Annotated in this window: 12 protein-coding genes; 6 read left to right on the plus strand and 6 right to left on the minus strand. The window is 73.1% G+C overall.

Annotated elements, in window-relative coordinates:
• Positions 1–17: 17 nt before the first annotated feature.
• The gene (locus tag PV342_RS13870) at positions 18–1,160 is read left to right on the plus strand and encodes a PP2C family protein-serine/threonine phosphatase (protein ID WP_500317283.1); all 1,143 of its coding nucleotides are present in this window, start codon (positions 18–20) and stop codon (positions 1,158–1,160) included.
• Between the two features lie 38 nt (positions 1,161–1,198).
• On the opposite strand, the gene PV342_RS13875 is transcribed toward PV342_RS13870, so the two are convergent.
• Positions 1,199–3,637, minus strand: a complete 2,439-nt coding sequence (locus PV342_RS13875) for an ATP-binding SpoIIE family protein phosphatase (RefSeq protein ID WP_500317285.1) — start codon at positions 3,635–3,637, stop codon at positions 1,199–1,201.
• A gap of 210 nt (positions 3,638–3,847) precedes the next feature.
• Here PV342_RS13875 and PV342_RS13880 point away from each other — a divergent pair, with 210 nt between their 5' ends.
• On the plus strand, positions 3,848–4,438 hold the full coding sequence (locus tag PV342_RS13880; protein WP_500317286.1) for a TIGR03086 family metal-binding protein: 591 nt from the start codon (positions 3,848–3,850) through the stop codon (positions 4,436–4,438).
• On the opposite strand, the gene PV342_RS13885 is transcribed toward PV342_RS13880, so the two are convergent.
• The gene (locus PV342_RS13885; RefSeq protein WP_400798453.1) at positions 4,401–5,264 is read right to left on the minus strand and encodes a methyltransferase domain-containing protein; all 864 of its coding nucleotides are present in this window, start codon (positions 5,262–5,264) and stop codon (positions 4,401–4,403) included. The two genes, PV342_RS13880 and PV342_RS13885, sit on opposite strands and share 38 nt — an antisense overlap.
• A 327-nt stretch (positions 5,265–5,591) precedes the next feature.
• Between PV342_RS13885 and PV342_RS13890 the strand changes: the two genes are divergently transcribed.
• Together PV342_RS13890 and PV342_RS13895 are read left to right on the plus strand one after the other, a co-directional pair.
• Entirely contained in the window at positions 5,592–6,044 is a 453-nt protein-coding gene (locus PV342_RS13890) for a lamin tail domain-containing protein (RefSeq protein WP_386993160.1), read from the plus strand.
• A gap of 261 nt (positions 6,045–6,305) precedes the next feature.
• On the plus strand, positions 6,306–6,491 hold the full coding sequence (locus PV342_RS13895; protein ID WP_018562534.1) for a hypothetical protein: 186 nt from the start codon (positions 6,306–6,308) through the stop codon (positions 6,489–6,491).
• A gap of 61 nt (positions 6,492–6,552) precedes the next feature.
• On the opposite strand, the gene PV342_RS13900 is transcribed toward PV342_RS13895, so the two are convergent.
• On the minus strand, positions 6,553–10,845 hold the full coding sequence (locus PV342_RS13900) for a discoidin domain-containing protein (RefSeq protein WP_400807763.1): 4,293 nt from the start codon (positions 10,843–10,845) through the stop codon (positions 6,553–6,555).
• Between the two features lie 241 nt (positions 10,846–11,086).
• Complete coding sequence (locus PV342_RS13905) at positions 11,087–12,145, minus strand: AI-2E family transporter (protein WP_400807866.1); 1,059 nt, start codon at positions 12,143–12,145, stop codon at positions 11,087–11,089.
• A gap of 256 nt (positions 12,146–12,401) precedes the next feature.
• On the opposite strand from PV342_RS13905, the gene PV342_RS13910 reads away from it, so the two are divergent.
• Positions 12,402–13,184, plus strand: coding sequence for a glucosamine-6-phosphate deaminase (locus PV342_RS13910; protein ID WP_400807764.1), 783 nt, complete (start codon positions 12,402–12,404; stop codon positions 13,182–13,184).
• A gap of 9 nt (positions 13,185–13,193) precedes the next feature.
• On the opposite strand, the gene PV342_RS13915 is transcribed toward PV342_RS13910, so the two are convergent.
• A complete protein-coding gene (locus PV342_RS13915; protein WP_500317287.1) occupies positions 13,194–14,351 on the minus strand; it encodes a TDT family transporter in 1,158 nt (385 codons plus the stop codon).
• Between the two features lie 70 nt (positions 14,352–14,421).
• On the opposite strand from PV342_RS13915, the gene PV342_RS13920 reads away from it, so the two are divergent.
• Positions 14,422–15,447, plus strand: a complete 1,026-nt coding sequence (locus PV342_RS13920; RefSeq protein ID WP_400807769.1) for a LysR family transcriptional regulator — start codon at positions 14,422–14,424, stop codon at positions 15,445–15,447.
• Here PV342_RS13920 and PV342_RS13925 read toward each other — a convergent pair.
• Positions 15,332–16,393 carry an NAD(+)/NADH kinase gene (locus PV342_RS13925; RefSeq protein WP_400807771.1) on the minus strand — a complete coding sequence of 354 codons (1,062 nt, stop codon included), beginning with the start codon at positions 16,391–16,393 and terminating at the stop codon, positions 15,332–15,334. The genes PV342_RS13920 and PV342_RS13925 overlap by 116 nt on opposite strands.
• Positions 16,394–16,430 lie beyond the last annotated feature (37 nt).

Here is a 16,430-nt window from a genome sequence, read left to right on the forward strand (position 1 = left end):
AGGGATTGCGGACGAACATGAGTCAAGCCCCGGACCAGCGGCGCGGCGGCCGGCCGGCGTGGCACGCCGCCTCGGGAACGCCCTTTCTGATCATCTGCGCGGTGGCCCTCGTCGCCTTCGTCAGCGGCAGCGGCAGCGGCCCGGACTGGCTGCCGCTGCTCGCCGTCGGCCCGGCGCTCGCCGCGGCCGTCGGAGGCCCCGGGCGCGTGCTGCGAGCCGGTGTGCTCGCCGTGGCGATGGCCGCCGTCCTCGGCGCCTACAACGACACGCCCGGCGACAAGCTGGCCATCGTGCTGGGCGCGCTGACCGCGGTCACCGTGGCGAGCGGGTTGGGCGCGGCGCTCCGCAAGCGCCGCGAACGCGTGCTCGCGGCCGTCCGCTCGGTCGCCGAGGCCGCGCAGCAGGCGCTGCTGCTGCCCGTCCCGGAGACGGTCGGCCCCTTCCAGGTCGCCGTGCGCTACAGCGCGGCCGCGGCGGAGGCCCGGATCGGCGGCGACCTGTACGCCCTGGTGCCCACGCCCTACGGGGTGCGGCTGATCGTGGGCGACGTCCGCGGCAAGGGACTGCCGGCGGTGAGCACCGCAGCCCTGGTGCTGGGCGTGTTCCGCGAGGCGGCGTACGACGAGCCCGATCTGCTCGACGTCGTCGACCGGATCGAGCGCAGTCTGGCCCGCAACCTCGGCCCGGACGACTTCGTCACCGCGGTCGTCGTCGGGCACCCCCGCCCGGGCCGCATGGAGGTCGTCAACTGCGGCCACGCCCACCCGCTGCTGCTGCGCGGAGGCGACGTCGTCGCCGTCGAGTCCTCCGGCCACGTCCCGCCGCTCGGGCTGCGCGCGCTGGCCGGGGAGGAGCCGGAGCTCCAGGTACTGCCGTTCTCCGAGGGCGACCAGTTGCTGCTGTACACCGACGGTGTCGTCGAGGCCCGCGACCACGGCCGCCGCTTCTACCCCCTGGACGAGCGCGTCGCACGGCATCTGACCGACGAACCGGCGCGCACCCTGGCCGCGCTCCACGAGGACCTGCTGCACCACGTCGGCGGCAGGCTGCACGACGACGCGGCGCTGCTCCTGCTGCGCAGCACCTCAGGTGTCGCGCCCGTCACCGAGCAGCCCGTCCCCGCCGTCACCGGTGGCGTGTGCGGGACCGGGGCCGCCTGACCCGCCGGCCGTCTGACCGCCGTCGGCCCCGACGGCGGTCAGGCGTCGTCCGGCGTCCCGTCCGGTGCGGGCAGCGGCTGCTCGGCCCAGAGGGTCTTGCCACGGGCGTGGTAGCGCGTGCCCCAGAGCGAAGCGAGCTGTGAGACGAGGTACAGCCCGCGCCCGCCCTCGTCCGTCTCCAGGGCGCGACGGACGTGCGGCGAGGTGCTGCTGCCGTCCCCGACCTCGCAGATCAGCCGCCGGTCGCGGATCAGCCGCAGCCGCACCGGCGGCGAGCCGTAGCGGATCGCGTTCGTGACCAGCTCGCTGACCAGCAGCTCGGTGGTGAACTCCAGCTCGGCCAGGTCCCATTCGGTGAGTTTCCGGGTCACCAGCCCGCGCGCCCGCCCGACCGACTCCGGCGCGTCCGGCAGGTCCCAGGTCGCGTACCGGTCCGGCGGCAGCCGGTGCAGCCGCGCCACCAGCAGCGACACCTCCTCCCCGGGCTGCCCGCCGGGCACCAGCCGGCGCAGGGTCTCGTCGGCTACCTCGCCCGGCTCGCTCCCGGCGGAGGCACCGGCCCCGGCCAGCGCCTCGCCCAGCCGCACCACCGCACCGCCCCCGGACTCCGGGGCGAGCAGCCCGTAGGTGTACAGGGCGAGGAGGTCGCCGTCGGTGTGGGCCATCTCCGCGCACTCGAACGGCACGCCACCGGTGCCCAGCGCGGGGGTAGCCGGGGTCCCGCCCACCGACACCTCGCCGTCGGGGCTCAGCCGCGCCGGCATCGCGTGTCCGGCGCTCGCCATCACGGAGCGCATGGTGGTCGGGTCGAAGATCGCGTAGAGGCAGGTCGGGGCCGTGGCCCCGGGCGTGGGCCCGCCCTGCTCGTCCTGGAAGCGCTTGACCTGGTCGCTCAGATGCGTCAGCAGTTCCTCGGGCGCCATGTCCAGGTCCGCCAGCGTCCGCACCGCCGTCCGCAGCCGGCCCATCGACACCGCCGAGTGCAGCCCGCGCCCGCCCGCCTCGCCGATGACCAGGGCGGTGCGCGCGCCGGAGAGCGGGATGACGTCGAACCAGCTGCCGCCGAGCCCGGCGTGGCCGCCGCGGGGCAGGTGGCGCGAGGCGGTCTCCACGGTCGTCAGCACCGGCAGCCGCTGCGGCAGGAGGTTGCGCTGCAGGGTCATCGCTGTGGCGCGTTCACGGGTGTAGCGGCTGGCGTTGTCGATGCAGACCGCGGCACGCGCGACGAACTCCTGGGCGAGCAGGACGTCGTCCGCCTCGAAGGAGTGGGCCCGGCTGAACCGTACGAAGAGCACCACGCCCAGCGCCGCCCCCCGTGCGAACATCGGCACCAGCAGCCAGGACCGCACCGAGAAGCCGCGGATCAGCTGCGCCCGGGCGGGATCGGCGGCCTCGAGCTCGACCAGCAGTTCCTCGCCGGTCAGCAGGACCGGCTTCCCGGTGGCCAGGGCCCGGGCGGCCGGGGTGCCGGGCGTGGAGGCGAAGCGGTCCACCTCACCCGGCGAGACCACGGTCCGCGCCGGGCCGTCGGGGACCATGGTCGCGGCCGCGCGGCGCAGGGGCACCGTCTCGGCGACCGGCCCGGGCAGCGGCTCCTCACCGCCCAGCACCGTGTCCAGCAGGTTGACGTAACTGAAGTCGGCGAACCGCGGCACCGCAACGTCCGTCAGCTCCTGAGCCGTGTGGAGCACGTCCAGGGTGCTGCCGATCCGCGCGCTGGCCTCGTTGACCAGGTCGAGCCGTTCCCGGGCCCGGGCCTCGGTGGTGAGGTCGAAGACCATGTGCGCCAGGGCCACCACGTCACCGTCGGCACCGCGCAGGGGCAGGATCGTCTCCGACCAGACGGTGTCCCGGTCCGGGTCGCGGGGGTCGCGGCCGCGCACCTCGCTGCCGATCATCGCCCGGCCCGAGGTGAGCACCAGGCGCTGGCGCGCCTCGAAGGCGTCCGTGTCCAGCAGACCGGGCGGCGACACCTCGCGCATGGTGCGCCCGACGAAGTCGTCGGGGAAGCCCGTCGCGCGGATCTGGGAGTCGTTGCGGGCCAGGAAGCATAGGTCCGTGTCGAAGACGTCGATGATGAACGGGGACTCCGTGAACAGGCCGTGCAGCAGCGCGCCGAGCAGGTCGTCGTTCCGCACCGCCTCGGCGTTCTCCGCCTGCAGCAGCCACTGGTCCGGCGCGAGGGGATGTCCCCACAGCACCACCCCGACGGGCGTGCCCTCCCGGTGCCGCAGGAGCAGCGGGCCCAGGAAGACCGAGTGCTCGGGGCAGACGAGGCCCGCGAGGCGGGCGCCGTCGGCGCGGGACCACAGCAGCCGGGACACCGGTCCGCGGGCCTCGGCGGCCGCCCAGCCGAGCAGCCGCTCCGCGCCGGGGGTCCAGTTCGTCACGGTGCCCCGTGCGTCGACGACGGCGAAGGCGTCGCCTCTGGACCGGGGGAAACCGTCAGGGGCGTCGGCGAACAGCGTGCCGCGCATGTCCACCCGTCACGCCCACCCGGCCCTGGCACACCCAAGGATTCCCACAGACCAATACTGCCCGCCGTCAAGATCTGGGGCACGCGGTGCGTGCCCCACCGTCGCGACCTGCCGGAACACGACCGACGGAGGCAGTTTCGGCGCACGGCGACGAATTCGGGGCACCGCACCGGTCCTCAATGGTGACGGCAACCGACCCAGGAGATCCCCATGACGTCTCATCCCGACCTCCGCCCGGCCTCCCGGGACGTGAGCGCACTGCTGGAGCGGATCGGCGACGAGCACCTCGACGCACCCACGCCCTGTCCCGACTACACGGTGGCGCACCTCATCGGGCACATTGCCGGGCTCTGCGCCGGCTTCCGCGACGCCGCCCGCAAGGACTTCGGCCCGGCCACGGACACCGATCCCGGCGCCTCCGTCCCCGAGCTCCCGGCCGCCTGGCGCGAGCTGCTGCCCGTCCTGCTGACCGAGGTGGCGGAGGCCTGGAACGGCCCCGGGGCGTGGGAGGGCGAGACGAGGGTCGGCGGGATCTCCCTGCCCGCGGACGCCGCGGGCCGTTTCGCGCTGAACGAGCTGCTGGTGCACGGCTGGGACCTGGCCCGGGCGACGGGGCTCGAACACCGCCCCGACGAGTCGGCCACGGAGGTCGCGCTCGCCCTGCTCACGGCCGCCCGGGCGGCATCCGGCGACGGCTCGGGGCCCTTCGGCCGGCCTGTACCGGTCCCGGACTCCGCGCCGGCGCTGGACCGGCTGGTCGGTCTCACCGGACGGGACCCGGGGTGGAGCCCGCCGCGCTGAGCGGCCGGCGGCCCCACGCGGAGACCATGGGCGCCGTGGCCAGGTCGAGCGCGCCGGCGGCGACGTTCGCCAGATGGCGGTCGACCTCCTCGTCGGCGGCCAGCCCGGCCGCCACGAGCCGGTCCCTGATGTGCCGCACCGTGGCCGCCTCCAAGGCGGCGCACGCCGGTGACGTGATCGGGAAGTACGCGTCGGCGCCGACCTCCTCCAGCCCGGCCTCCCGCAGCAGGCGCGGCAGCGTCCGCCCGTAGGCCAGGTCCGCCCCACGCTCGGCCATCAGTGCGCGGAAGCCCGAGCGCAGGCGGTTGGCGAGCCGCTGCTCCGGTCCGGACTCGTCCGGGCAGAGCAGTGGCTGCAGCCCGGGATCCGCGTCCTCCAGCAGCAGCCGGCCGCCGGGGCGCAGCGCTCCGACCATGCGCCGCAGCGCCTCCGCCCGGTCGGTGACGTGCACGAGCACGAGCCGGGCGTGGACGAGGTCGAAGCCGCCCGGAGGCGCGGGGTCGGCGGCGACGTCGTGCCGCAGCACCTCGACGACGCCGCCCGCGGCCGCACGGGCCCACGACACGTCGATGTCGGTGGCGACCACGGCGCCGCCGGGGCCGACGCGTGCGGCCAGTCCGAGGGGCACCGAGGCGCCCCCGGCGCCGACCTCCCAGCAGCGCATCCCCGCGCCGACGCCGAGCGCGTCGACGTGCCGGAACGTCACCGGGTCGAAGAGCTCGGCGAAGGCGGCGAAACGTGTCCCCGCCTCGGCCCGCCGGTTGTCCAGCAGATAGCCGTGGTCGTGCCCCGGAACGCCCCCGTGGTCCGTGCCGCGTGTCGTCATGGCGCGATTCTCCGTTACCGGGGCCCTTCGCCGGCCGCCGGGGGCAGCCCGGCGATCAGGACACTCGTGTGGGTGACACCGAAAAGCCCGCACGGCGGTGCCCGGCGGGTGGTTGCATCACGCAGACAGTCGATATTTCAGCCGAGATTGACAGATGTCGCTTACAGCTAACAGTTACGGATATGTCCGCATTCTGTAACGCGAAGCGATTGTTCCGGTTGTGCGCGCCGCCGCTGGGTCAGAGTTGGGTCATCGGCAACCGCCGAAGCATCCGCACCGCGGGAACGGCCCGAAAGGGCTGGGAACGCACCTTTTTGAGGGGGCATCATGTCTGCTCGTATCACTCGTCGTGTCGTCGCCACCGTCCTCGCCTCCGGAGCGGTCGTGGCCGCCGTAGCCCTGCCGGCCGGAGCGGCGGAGACCCGCGACCACGGCCGGTTCTCCCGGGTGGTCATCGGTGACGTCAACACCCGCGACGGTCACGGCGGCCGCTTCGGTCGCGGCGGCGGCGAATGGATCGAAGTGGTGAACACCGGCCGCGGCTCGGTCAACCTGCGCGGCTGGACGCTGTCGGACCGCGACGGCAACCGCTACCGCTTCAACAACGTGTGGCTCGTCGGGCACTCGAAGGTGCGCGTGCACACCGGCTTCGGCCGCGACACCCGGCGCGACGTCTTCCAGGACCGCCGCAACTCCGTCTGGGACCGCCGGGACGCCGCGACCCTGCGCAATGACCACCGCCGGGTCGTCGACGTGAAGTCCTGGAGCGGCCGCCGCTGACCGGCGCCGGATCCGGGCCGTGCCGCCGCATCCCCGTGGCCGGCACGGCCCCCCGTCCCCTCCACGGCGTGCCGCGGCGGAAATCCGCCGCGGCACGCCGTCGTGCTGCGCGAGGATGGCGGCATGGACCGTGAACCGGGCACATGGGTGACCCTCTTCGGCTACGAGAACCTGCCGGGCTGCCCCCGGCCCGCCGAGCTGACGGCGCGTTGACTGCGGGACCGGGGGATCGACTGGTGGCCCTTCGCCGGCCATGAGCTGGTGATCGACCTCGTCTGCGGGATCCGGGAGGACGGGCACTGGCACGGCACCTTCGGCGTACGGGTCGACGCCGACGCCCTGCGCCGGCTCGGACTCCACCCGGACCAGCCGACGTCCGCCCCCGCCGATCCGCCGATCCCGGCGTGGTGGGGTTCGTGGGCGTACGGCCGCGGGCAGCGGGGATGACGGAGCGCCGTGGTCCCGGCCGGAGAACCGGCCCGGACCACGGCGCCCGCGCGTCCCCGCGCTACGGGTTGACGTTGATCGTGAAGGTGGACGTGGTGTTCTTGATGTTCAGGTGGTTGTCGTTCATCGTCAGGTTGTTGAAGGTGACGGAGCCGACCGCCGGACCCTGTCCCGACTCCGGCATCTCGTTGGCCCACAGGCCGAAGCCCGACTTGGCGTCGTAGGCGTCACCGCTGCGGTGGGCGCCGGTGATGGACACGTTCGTGAGGACCGTGTCCTTGATGGGGTTCTGCGGCTGGCCGCCCACGTAGTTGGTCTGGAACATGATCCCGCTGTAGGTCGGGTCCACGATGTCCACGTCGCTGACGCGGATGCCCTGGAAGACCTTCGAGGCGGAGAACAGCCAGATGCCCGGGAAGGTCTGGCTGCCCCAGAAGTGCCCGCCGCAGCGGACGATGGAGATGTTCTGGAGGTTGGTCGGGTCGGTCCCGAAGCCGTTCATCGGGTAGCCGAAGTCCAGGGAACTGATCGTGACGCCCGAGTAGACCAGGGTGTCCGCGACGAGGATGTTGCGGAAGGTGTTGGCGTAGCCGCCGTAGACGGCGATGCCCGCGGCGCGCCAGGTCAGCAGGGACGTCAGGTTCTCGTAGAGGTTGTTCTTCTCGTCCGCCCCGCCGGCGTCGATCGCCGAGAAGAGGGCGAAGCTGTCGTCACCCGTGGCACGGGCCTCGATGTTGTCGAGGTGGTTGTCCGTGCTGCCGTTGGTCATGTTGACGCCGTCGGCGAAGGTGTCGCGGATCCGGGAGTTCGTGATGGTGACGCTGTCGGTGTTGGCGCCCCAGTAGAGGCAGACCGTGTGCTCGTTCCAGACGTTGTCGATGGTCATGTTCGCGACGTTGGCGAAGTCGAAGACCTTGCCGGGGCCGTCGATGCGCGAGGTGTAGTTGCCGAAGAAGGAGAAGCCCGAGAAGGACGATCCGTTGGCGGTGGAGTCGGCGCGGAAGCCCGCGTCGGTGTTGGACTGGCCGGCCGGCGTGTGGAAGCGGGCGTACCAGGGGCCCGCGCCGATGATCTTCACGGACTTGCCGTAGACCTGGAACTTGCTGCCCGTCTCGTAGTCGCCCGGCGGCAGATAGACGCCCTTCAGGGTGCCCGTGGTGTCCATCCGGGCCTTGTCCAGGGCGTTCTGCACGTCCTGGTGGGTGAACCCGGTCGGCGCGGTGTAGGCCGCGGGGTCGGGGTTGGCGATCGGCGAGACCTGCTCGGTGTTGACGAAGTCGATCGCGTACTGGCTGCCGTTGGCGGCGTCCTTCTGCAGCTTGATCTTCGATCCGGCCGGCACGGTCGTGCCGAGCATCATGTTGGCCTCGTCGTAGATGTGGCGGGGGCTGCCGTCAGCCGGGTTGTTGCCGGGGGCGGTCTCGCTGCCGTACAGCCACGCGTACTTGGAGGTGAGGTCGACGGCCTTGAGGAAGCTGCCGTTGACGTACACGTTCAGGGTGGAGTTGATCCCGCCGCCGCCCGCGGCGTCGGGGATGGAGTAGCGCACGACCAGGGTGTTGGTGCTGGCCCTGGTGGTGAACTCCACCGAGCTGCCGGTGCTGTTCAGCGTGACGGCCTTGCGGCCGGACGCCTCGCCCGCGAGGTCGCCGACGGTGCGGTTGGGTCCGACCAGGGCGGCGCTCCCGCCGAGGACCCCGTCCTCCGCCTCGTACATGTCGTACGGCATGTTGGCGCCGCGTCCGACGAACAGGGACTGGGTGCTGGTGTTGTTCTGCTGCTTGACCGCCAGTTCGTTCGCGTCGGGCGCGAGGACGGTCCTGACGGTGTACTTGCCGTTCGCGGCGGTCCAGGTGCCCAGCGAGACGGGGCTCGTGGTGCTGCCCGCGGCGATGGCGCCGTTGTAGGAGCCGGTCAGCGTCTTGACGACGGAGCCGGAGACGGAGTCGGTGACCGTGACGGTGATGCCGTGGGATCCGCCCGCGGAGGCGACCGTGCCCTGGTTCCTGATCGCCACCGAGAAGGTGACGGTGTTGCCCTTGGCCGGGTTGCCGGGGGACCAGGCGGTGGGCGAGGCGATCAGGTCGGAGCTGTCGACCGGCCTGACGACCAGCGGGGTCGGGCTGTTGTAGGCGTTGTTGGTGTCGTTCTGCTCGATGACGTCCCCGGCCTCGTCGACCTTGGCGCTCAGCGGGTAGCTGCCCGCGTCCCGTACGCCGATGTTCGCCGTCACCGTGGTCGAGGCGCCGGCGGCCAGCGCGCCGACGGCGGCGGTGCCGACCTTGGTGGTGCCCAGGTAGAAGGTGACGTTCGTGGCGCCCGAGGCCAGTTCGCCGATGTTGCGCACGGTCGCGGACAGGCTCACCGAGTCGGTCTCGACCGGCGTGCCGGGGGAGACGGACAGGCCGGTGACGGTCAGGTCCGGGTTCGGCGCCGGAGTGCCGATCACCTGGAACTCCGCCAGCTGGCCCGCGGCGGCGCCGCTGTTGGCGGTGAACTGCAGCCGTACGTCGGCGACCCGGGCGCCGACCGGGATGGTCACCGTGTTCGCGGAGGACGGGCTGAAGGTGTAGCCGGCCGCCGCCTTCAGGCTGGTGAAGCCGCTCGCGCCCTGTTCCCGGCCGAGCACCTGGACGGTCTGGGTGCGGGTTCCCCAGGCGCTGTCCGGGTTGAGCTTGAGCACCAGCGAGGTGACGTCGGCGTTCGCCCCGAGGGAGACGGTCAGCGTGTTCGGGTAGCTGCCGCCGGCGCCCTCCCAGTAGGTGGTGACGCTGTTGTCGTTGGCGTTGGCGGCGACGAAGTTCTGCGTGCTGGACGACGCCGTGATCGGCTTGCCCACGGCCAGGTTGGAGCCGGTGCCGCCCGAGCCGTTGCGGGTGACGGTGGCGCTGGCGACGCTGCGGTTGCCCGCCGCGTCCTTGGCCCTCACGTAGTAGGAGACGGTCGCGCTGTCGGGCTGGCTGTCGGTGTACGTGAGCGTGGTGCCCGACACCGTGGTGCGCAGCACCTCGTTGGCGTACACCTCGTAGCCGGTGACGCCGACGTTGTCGCCGGAGGCGGTCCAGGTCAGCTTGACCTGGCCGGAGGCAGGCTGGGTGAGGGCGAGGTCACCGGGCTGGCTGGGCGCCTGCGTGTCGCCGCCGGAGCCCGTCCGGGTGACGGTGTTGCTGTTGCCCGAGACGTTGCCGGCCGCGTCCTTGGCGCGTACGAAGTAGCTGACGGTGGCGCTGTCGGGCTGGTTGTCGGTGAAGGCGAGCGTGCTGCCGGAGACACTGGTGCGCAGCTCGCCGTCGGCGTAGACGTCGTAGCCGGTGACGCCGACGTTGTCGGTCGCGGCGTTCCAGGTGAGCCGGATCTGGCCGGAGCCGGGCTCGGTGTAGGCCAGGCCGGTGGGCGCGTTCGGCGCGGTGGTGTCACCCGAGGCCGGGCCGTAGACCTCCAGCTCCGACAGCTGCGCGGCGGCCCATCCGGTGTTGCCGGTCACGTCGACCCGCAGGTAGCGGGTGGTCGTGCTGCTCAGGCTGATCGTGACGGTGTTGTTGTCGGCCGGCTTGAAGGAGTAGTCGCGGGACGCCACCAGGTCGCTGAAGGACGTGCCGTTGGTGCTGCCGCGCAGGGACAGCGTCTGCGTCCGTGCCTCCCACGAGGGCGGCAGCTTCAGCACCACCTTGGTGACCGCGACGGAGGACCCCAGGTCGACCTGGACCCACTGGGGGAAGGCGTTGTTGGTGCTCTCCCAGTAGCTGGTCTGGTTGCCGTCGCCCGCGTTGCCGGCGACGTAGGGCGCGTTGCCGCTGCTGGCGGTGAGGGTGCGGCCCTGGGCGAGGTTGTCGGTCGAGGTGGCGGAGCCGTGCACCTCGAGCTCGGAGATCTGGGCGGCGGGCCAGCCGGTGTTGGCGGTGATGTTCAGCCGGACGAACCGGGTGGGGGTGGCCGCGAAGCCGATGGTCACCGTGTTGCCCGAGCCGGGGCCGAAGGTGCGCCCGGCCGAACCGGAGAGCGTGGAGAAGGTGGTGCCGTCGGGGCTGCCCTGGACCGCGAAGGTCTCGGTCCTGGCCTCCCAGGAGGCGGGGAGCTTGACGACGACCTGGTCGATGCTGGTACTGCCGCCCAGGTCGACCTGGACCCACTGCGGGAAGGAGCTGCCCGCGCTCTGCCAGTAGGTGTTCTGGTTGCCGTCGGTGATGTTGGCGACCCCGTACTCGGCGTGGGAACTGCTCGCGGTGGCCGGTGCCCCCGCGGCGAGGTTGGGACCGCCGGCGGCCGCGGCGGGCAGGGCCGACTGGCCGAGCAGCACCAGGCCGGCCGCGATCACCCCCGCCAGCAGCCGTCGGATGAACCGTTTCCTTGGCATGTCGTCCCTGTGCCTCTCGTCAGAGTTGTTGGTGCCATGACATGTCCCAGCGATGCGGCTGCCACGCAGAGAAAATTGCGTCGAATGTTTTGGTAATTGCGCGGCCCGAGCCGATAGTTGCAGAGGTGTTTCCGGGCGTCTATGCCCCCGACCGGGCTTTCGTCTCAGCCGACACGCGCTTGCGCTGGAGTGTCGTCCAGCCGACAGGGTGTTGCGGAAGCACCGCAAAAACTTGCGCGTGCTACTCCGTGGCGCGCAGCGCCTGGTAGATCGACCAGAGGACGGAAACCAGCGGGACCGCCACCACCGCGCCGATCACCCCGGCGGCGATGGCCCCGCCGATGACGGTGAGGGCGACGACCACCGGATGCAGGCGCACCGCCCAGCCCATCACCAGCGGGTGCAGTACATGGCCCTCGATCTGGCCGATGACGACGATCAGGCAGACGACGACCGCCGCGATGATGGGCCCCTTCGCCGCCAGCGCCACCACGGCGGCGACCGCCAGGGCGATGGGCGAGCCGATCAGCGGAACGAACGCGGCGAAGAACTCCAGCAGTGCCAGCGGCAGCGCGAGCGGCACCCCGAGCAGGTACAGCGCCACCCCCACCAGGATCGCGTTGGTCGCCGCCACCAGCACGATCCCGTGGGTGTAGCCGGTGAACGTACGCCATGCCGCACGGCCCGCCAGCGACACCCGGCCGCGGACCGACCTCGGCAGCTGCCCGCAGAACCAGGACCACTGCCGGTCGCCGGAGTGCAGGAAGAACACCGAGCAGAACAGCGCCAGCGCCAAGACCGTCAGCACCTCGACCAGGCGTCCGGCGCCGCTGAGCGCGGTGCTGATCAGGGCCGCCCGGTGGCTGGAGAGCCACTGCCCGACCTTCGACTGCAGGTCGGTGAGCGCCGCGGGGTCGAGCCGGAACGGTGGCGTCTCCAGCCAGCGCTCGATCCGTGTCAGTCCCGCGCCGAACTCCCGCTGCAGTCCGCCGGCCTCGCCGGCGACCACCTCGCCGACCAGCGCCAGGATGCCGAACACGACGAAGATGCTGCCGATCAGCGAGACGGCGACGGCCAGCGAGCGCGGAATCGCGCGGGCGAGCAGATCGGTGAGCGGCCGCAGCATGGCGGTGCCGACCAGCCCGAGGAAGACGGCCACCGCGATCTCGTGGAACCGTCCCAGGGTGGCGAACACGGCGTAGACGACGGCCCCCACGACGAGCAGCCGCCAGGAGTAGGCGGCGGCCGTGTTCAGCGCGGGGAACACCCGGACGCCGGGCCGCCCGGCGGGCCCGCGCACCTCCCGGCGCCCGGCGCGGATCCGGACCCGCCGTCCTTGGGACACCGTCCCGCACCTCCCCGTCGCGCCCGGCCCGCACGCCCGCGTCCGGAGCGCCTGTCCCTGCTTGCTACCACCGGGGGTGAGCCGTCCAACGCGGCGGGCGCCGCATTCGCCCGAAGGCACCCCCGGGCCGGTGGTGGATCTCCGGGGGTCCCGGCTGCTAAATTGGTCTAAACCAGTTTGCGGTCTCTCTCACCAGATCGGCGGTCCCGAAGTGGAAGTCGTCATCGTTCCGGACGCCGCCGCGGGCGGCGAACTCATCGCGGGCGCCGTCGCCGACCTGCTGCGCCGCAAGCCCGACGCGCTGCTCGGCGTCGCCACGGGATCGACCCCGCTCCCGGTCTACCGGTCACTCGCCGCACTGGCCGGCGAGGGCCGCGCCGACGTGTCCCGCGCCCGGATCTGCCAGCTGGACGAGTACGTCGGCCTGCCCGCGGGGCACCCGGAGTCGTACCGCTCGGTGGTGCTGCGCGAGGTCGTCGAGCCCCTCGGCCTCGCCGAGGAGTCGTTCATGGGACCGGACGGCACCGCCGAGGACGTCGTCGAGGCGTGCGCGGCGTACGAGCGGACGCTGGCGGAGGCCGGCGGGGTCGACCTCCAACTGCTCGGCATCGGGACCGACGGCCACATCGGCTTCAACGAGCCGTGCTCCTCGCTGGCCTCGCGGACCCGGATCAAGACGCTGACCGAGCAGACCCGCAAGGACAACGCCCGGTTCTTCGACCGCCCCGAGGACGTGCCGCACCACGTCATCACGCAGGGCATCGGCACCATCCTGGAGGCCCGGCACCTCGTGCTGCTCGCCACGGGCGAGGCCAAGGCGGAGGCGGTCGCCCTCGCCGTCGAGGGCCCGCTGGCGGCGGTCGTCCCCGCCTCCGCGCTCCAGATGCACCCGCACGCCACCGTCGTCGTCGACGAGGCGGCCGCGTCCAAGCTGAAGCTGGCCGACTACTTCCGGGCCACCTACGCGGCCAAGCCGGCCTGGCAGGGTCTCTGAACCGTCGGTTCACGCGCGGGGCGCCGGGGCGGGCGGCAGGAACAGCGTCCCACGCACCCCGGCGCGTACGGTACGCACCGCGACCAGCGCCCACGCCGCCACCAGGCCCGCGTAGAGCACCAGCGCCGCCCCCTGGAAGGCTGCCGAGTGCAGCCGCAGCGCCAGGGCGCTCGTGCCGGTCACACAGGTGCCCAGCGGGAAGGTGAAGCTCCACCAGGTCAGCGTGAACGGCAGGCCGTTCCGCGCGGTGCGCAGGGTGAGAGCCGCCGCCAGGGCCAGCCACATCATGGCGAAACCCCACGTGGGCACGCCGTAGAGGTAGCCGAACACCTCGGCCCCGGTGGCGTAGGGGCGGGGCAGGGCGGTGGGCGCCGCGTGCCCGAGGAGGTTGGCCGCCGTGACGGACTGCCCCAGCGGGCCGAGCACGATCCACAGGGTCGGCACCATGGCCGCCGGGCCCGTCTTGTGGCGCACCAGCCTGCCCCAGATCTGCGGGATGATCACCAGGCTCGCGATCAGGCTCATCCCGAACATCGCGTAGCACGCCAGCAGGAGCGTCAGCCGGGCCTGCCCGGCCGGGAGGTGCGGGACCAGGGCGGCCCCGGTGGCCGCGGACACCATCGGCGGGACGACGGGCATCAGCCAGCCGCCGAACGCCGAGTCGGCGGAGACGCGGTGGTCGGTCATCGCCCGGTACGGGATCCACACCCAGGTCACCAGCCCCAGCACGGTGCCGGCAGACCAGAGCACCGCGGCCACGGCCAGGGCCGTGTGGGGCCCGATCCAGTCCGAACCCAGCGCCAGGGTGCCCGCGCCCACGGTGAGCAGCGCCATCGCCGGTGCGCCCCAGAAGTGCGCCATCACCGGATGGCCCGCGTGCGCCCGCGCGCGCTCGCGGTGGCGGGTCCAGTGCACCGCCCAGGCCGCGGAGAGCACCACCAGCCAGACGGCCGCCAGGGCCCACACGACCGTGGCCGCCGTCCGCAGCCCCGGTATGTGCGCGGGGAGTCCGGCCGCCGCCGTGGCGACGATGCCGGTGCCCATAACGGAGGCGTACCAGTTGGGGCCGAGGTCGCGGAAGAGCCGGGAGCGGTGTTCCGGGTCCCGCGGCGCCCCGGTCCGCGGGTGGGCGCCGGGCGGGGAGGGGGCGGCGAGCGTCGAAGGCACGCCCTCAGCGTCGCCCCGGCCGGGTCCCGCCGGTAGGGACCACTTCCGGATGGGGTCATAGACTGGGCTTATGCCCCTGCCCGAGCGAGTGAGCGACCTGGCGGCGTTCGACCTGCTGCTGTCGGTCGCGAGCCTCGGCAGCGTCGGCGCGGCCGCGCGTGCCCACGGCGTCAGCCAGCCCGCCGCCAGCTCGCGCCTCCGGCACCTCGAACGCAGGCTCGGCCTGCACCTGCTGGAACGGTCACCGCGCGGTTCGCGGCTCACCGAGCACGGCGCGCTCGTCGCCGACTGGGCGCGCACCGCCGTCGACGCCGCCGCGTCCCTGGACGCCGGGATCACCTCGCTGCGCGGCACCACCGAGTGCCGGCTGCAGGTGGCGGCCAGCATGACCGTGGCCGAGTACCTGCTGCCGCAGTGGCTGCTGGCCCTGCGGGCGGGCGCCCCGCGCACCACGGTCGCGCTCACCGCGGGCAACTCCGAGGACGTCGCCGCGGCCGTCCTGGCCGGCGAGGCCCACCTCGGCTTCGTCGAGGGCCCGGACGTACCGCGGGGCCTGGTCGCCCAGGCGGTCGCGCACGACGAGCTCACCGTCGTCGTCGCCCCCTCCCATCCCTGGGCGCGCCGCCGGTCCGGCATCGGCGCCGCCGAACTCGCCGCGACACCCCTGGTCAGCCGTGAACGCGGCTCCGGCACCCGCCGCCACCTCGAGCACGCCCTGACCCGGGCATCGGGGCTCGCGCTCGCCGACCCGCTGCTCGAACTCCCCTCCACCACCGCCATCAAGACCACCGTCGCCGACGGGCTCGCCCCGGCCGTCCTCAGCTCCCTCGCGCTCACCGCGGAACTCGCGAGCGGCAGCGTCGTCGCCGTCCCCGTGACCGGACTGGACCTCACGCGGACGCTGCGTGTGGTGCGGGCCCGCGGGCGCGACCTGACCGGGCCGGCGCGGGAGCTGGCGGGAATCGCCCGGCAGGGCGGGGTCAGTGCCCTTCCGGCGGTGGGAGACGGAGATTCCGCAGGTCGGGCGGGACGGGCGACTTCGGCCGGTACAGCGGCGGGGCCTCCCCGTCGGCGGCCGCGGCCGGGGCGTCACTGAGCCGGAAGCGGTCGCGCACCCGCCCGTAGAAGTCGGTCGGGCCCAGCCGGATCAGCCGCAGCCGGTGCCGGGCCTTGTACACCCCGACCCAGTCGCCCGGATCCAGGACGCCCCTCAGCTGGCCGTCGATGCTGACCGCGACCCGGCCGGAGCGGGTCAGCACACGGACCGCCAGGACCTCGTCCGGGGCCGCCAGCAGGGTGCGGTCGAAGGCCATGTGCGGTGCGACGGGGGTGAACACGATCGCGTCGATGCGCGGGGAGACCACCGGGCCTCCGGCGGCGAAGCTGTACGCGGTGGAACCCGTCGGCGTGGCCGCCACGACCGCGTCCGCCGAGTAGGACGCGAACAGACGGCCCCCCAGGTACACCGCGAGGCTGGCCTGCCGGTCCCGGGCGAGCTTCTCGAAGACGACGTCGTTGACGGCGTTGACGGCCATCGGCACGCCCCAGCCCACGTCCTCGGGCTCGCTGGGCCGTACCCGCGGCGGCGGGAGCGCCGGCCCGCGACCGTACCGCAGCAGCGACTCGATGCCCTCGGGGATCTCCAGTGGCCGCGACGCCCGCAGCGTCAGCGTCATACGGTCCTCGACGGTGGCCCGGCCCTCGTGCACGCAGTCGAGCGCCCGTTCGATGTCCTCGGTGCACACCTCGGTGAGGAAGCCGACGCGCCCCAGGTCCACGCCCAGTACGGCCGCCCCGCACGCCGCGGCGACCCGCGCGCCGCGCAGGAACGTGCCGTCGCCGCCGAGGGTCACGACCAGGTCCGGATAGCCCGCCGAGGCCGCCTCCTCCTCACCGCTGTGCCGGGGGCGGTCCTTGCGCCACACGTCGATCTCCACCGCGGGGACCCCGTGGCGCGCACACCAGCGCTGCACCGCCGCGGCGGCCTCGCTCGCGTCCTCGCGCGCCCCGTGCACGACCAACCCGATCCGGCCCACTGGCATCACGGCCTCCCCGGCGGCGTCCGCTGCGGCGTCATGA

This window comes from Streptomyces sp. PA03-3a (assembly GCF_033792735.1).
GTDB lineage: Bacteria > Actinomycetota > Actinomycetes > Streptomycetales > Streptomycetaceae > Actinacidiphila.

What these genes read in the sequence shown, in the direction of transcription:
- PV342_RS13870 (WP_500317283.1), top strand. Translation starts at nt 18, where the DNA reads ATGAGTCAAGCCCCGGACCAGCGGCGCGGCGGCCGGCCGGCGTGGCAC.
- PV342_RS13875 (WP_500317285.1), bottom strand. Translation starts at nt 3,637, where the DNA reads ATGCGCGGCACGCTGTTCGCCGACGCCCCTGACGGTTTCCCCCGGTCC.
- PV342_RS13880 (WP_500317286.1), top strand. Translation starts at nt 3,848, where the DNA reads ATGACGTCTCATCCCGACCTCCGCCCGGCCTCCCGGGACGTGAGCGCA.
- PV342_RS13885 (WP_400798453.1), bottom strand. Translation starts at nt 5,264, where the DNA reads ATGACGACACGCGGCACGGACCACGGGGGCGTTCCGGGGCACGACCAC.
- PV342_RS13890 (WP_386993160.1), top strand. Translation starts at nt 5,592, where the DNA reads ATGTCTGCTCGTATCACTCGTCGTGTCGTCGCCACCGTCCTCGCCTCC.
- PV342_RS13900 (WP_400807763.1), bottom strand. Translation starts at nt 10,845, where the DNA reads ATGCCAAGGAAACGGTTCATCCGACGGCTGCTGGCGGGGGTGATCGCG.
- PV342_RS13920 (WP_400807769.1), top strand. Translation starts at nt 14,422, where the DNA reads ATGCCCCTGCCCGAGCGAGTGAGCGACCTGGCGGCGTTCGACCTGCTG.
- PV342_RS13925 (WP_400807771.1), bottom strand. Translation starts at nt 16,393, where the DNA reads ATGCCAGTGGGCCGGATCGGGTTGGTCGTGCACGGGGCGCGCGAGGAC.